The organism is Streptomyces sp. NPDC002785 (assembly GCF_040295565.1).
Classification (GTDB): domain Bacteria; phylum Actinomycetota; class Actinomycetes; order Streptomycetales; family Streptomycetaceae; genus Streptomyces.
In genome coordinates, this window is sequence record NZ_JBEOVN010000398.1 from 1 (window position 1) to 2,148 (window position 2,148).

At 72.0% G+C, this 2,148-nt stretch carries 1 protein-coding gene; it reads right to left on the minus strand.

Annotated features, from left to right (window positions below):
• Positions 1-94: 94 nt before the first annotated feature.
• Positions 95-1,627: an SAV_2336 N-terminal domain-related protein gene (locus ABTZ94_RS37335; protein ID WP_351207877.1), complete on the minus strand. Its 1,533-nt coding sequence runs from the start codon at positions 1,625-1,627 to the stop codon at positions 95-97.
• Positions 1,628-2,148: the final 521 nt, after the last annotated feature.

The following is a 2,148-nucleotide window of genomic DNA, read 5'->3' on the forward strand; positions in this document are numbered from 1 at the left end:
GAAGGAGGCGACGCGGAGCGTCGTTGACTGACGACAACGCCGCAAGCGGAGTCGCAGGGCGTCGGGAGCCCGCTCCCTATCGTGGGGGAGGTCGTTACGGCGCGCCCACCAGCAGCTCCTGCGCCAGCTTTGCGAAGGCCTCCGCCGCCCGTGGGCGAAGCCTGGACAGGTCCCGCTCCCGAGGACCCGCCAGGTGCAGGTCGAACGGTACGATCACCACGACCCGCGCCGAGGTGGCGAACGTGGCCCGCACGGTGTGCTCGTCCATCAGGTGATCGATGCCGCCGAGTGCGGTGCACACCACCACTGCCTCGTCGGCCACCCGCTCCCAGCCGTCCGCCCGCAGCTCACCCAGTTGGCGGACCGCGGCCTCGACCGAGTACTCGGAGTTGGTGCAGCACAGCACCAGCCGGTCGGTGTGCGCCAGTACGGTCTGCGTGCCCCGGCTGATCCGGCTCCCCGTCCAGTCGCTGAGTACCACTGGGTAGTGGCGGGCCGTCATCGCCATGATCCGGCGGTACTCGTCCGCGTAAGCCGGACTCGCAGTCGAATGGGTGGCGGCATGGGCAAGCACCTCCAGCCCGCCGGTGCTGCGCGTGGTGTAGGCCCGGATCTCCTCGTACGAGGCGTCCGCCGGCAGTTCGGCGAGTTCGTGCGGGGTGCGTGGGTTGTGGTCGTGGAGGCGCCCCCTGCGCTCGCCCCGGGATGGTGCCATCAGGGTCCGCAGCCTGGCGGGGCCCAGCAGCGGCAGCCCCACCGTGGTCCCGGGCGAGGTCAGTAGCCGGGCCCAGTCGCGCAGCGCCTCGGCCGTCGGTTCCAGCACCGGCACCGGCGTCCCGGGGAACTCCGCCAAGTCCGGCGGCAGTATCTGGTCGGCGGTCAGCCAGCGGGAGTTGGCCGCGCCCGGGTGCCGGGTGGTGACCTGCCAGCGGTCGGCCTGGATCCCCGAGGAGTCCCACAGGCCGGCCGGCAGGGTGTGCACCAGAGCCGTCGGCCCGCAGCGTGCCCACCGCGCCAGCACCGGGTGCATCCGCCCCTGGCGCCAGGCCGCGCCCATCCCGTCGCTCAGGACGAGTACGAGCGTCCGCCCGGAGGGGTCCGCGGACAGCGAGGGCGACAGCGGCGCGCTCGTCGGATCGAAGGGGCGGCCGCGCAGCATCGGCTCCCCGGGGCCGGTGCTGTCCAGCCCGTACACCCGCAGCAAGCGAAAGGCGCCCAGCCGCTGCAGGGTCGTCTGGATGTCCGCAGTCAGCCGCTGCCACAGCAGCATCGAGATCCCGTCGTCCACCACCAGGACCAGGTCCAGCCAGCGCTCGCGCACCGGGCGCATCACCACGTCCGGCAGCCAGGTCTCCGCCAGCGCGGCGGCGGTGGCACGCTCGTCCAGTTCGGACCGCCACCGGCTCGGCCTCTTCCGCTTCAGCGGCCGCAACGACCGCCCCACCAGCAGCTCCTGCGCCAGGGCCTTCTCCTCCGGCACCCGGACGGGCATGCCCGGCTGCGACTGTTCCTCACGGTCGGGTACGGAGTGCTCTGCGGACTCCCGTACGCCGGTGGGCGGGGGCAGCGGCGCCGCGTGCAGGCCGGGCAGGGTCAGGTCGGGCAGGTCCTCGTCGGGCAGCTTCAGCTCCCCAGGAGCCGCCTGGTCCGGCTCCGGCCAGGATTCCTCCCCGGCGGTGGTCCCGTCCTCCGCAGCGCGACCTGTTCACCGAGATCAGGGTCTCGGATCCGGGTCCGGCCGGCCGTCTGCAAGCGTGCGCGCGACCGCGCCCTGTCCGGCAGTAGGCATACAGCAACGGGCCTTGCCGCGAATACCTGAGAAGACGCGGCATCCGGCCTGTCATCCACGATCAGCAACCCCACCCGGGCAGCCGAGCACCCATCCACCATGCATAGTGCGGCGGCCAGCGCGCCGGGAGATGCCGGTACCGACCTGAGTCGACGACAAGCCAAGGCTCCGTGCGAAGTGGATGACGCCGCCCGCGACATACATGCCGGTGCCATAGCGGGTGAGGGCCGCGCTGAAGTTCTCCAGGGCACACGGGAACATGACGAAGCCCTTCCCCGATGGGGGAAGGGCTTCGTGAGCGAGCGCTGGGCAGGCCTTGCACCTGCATTTCCCCGCAGGAAGCGGGGCGTCTTTCCTTG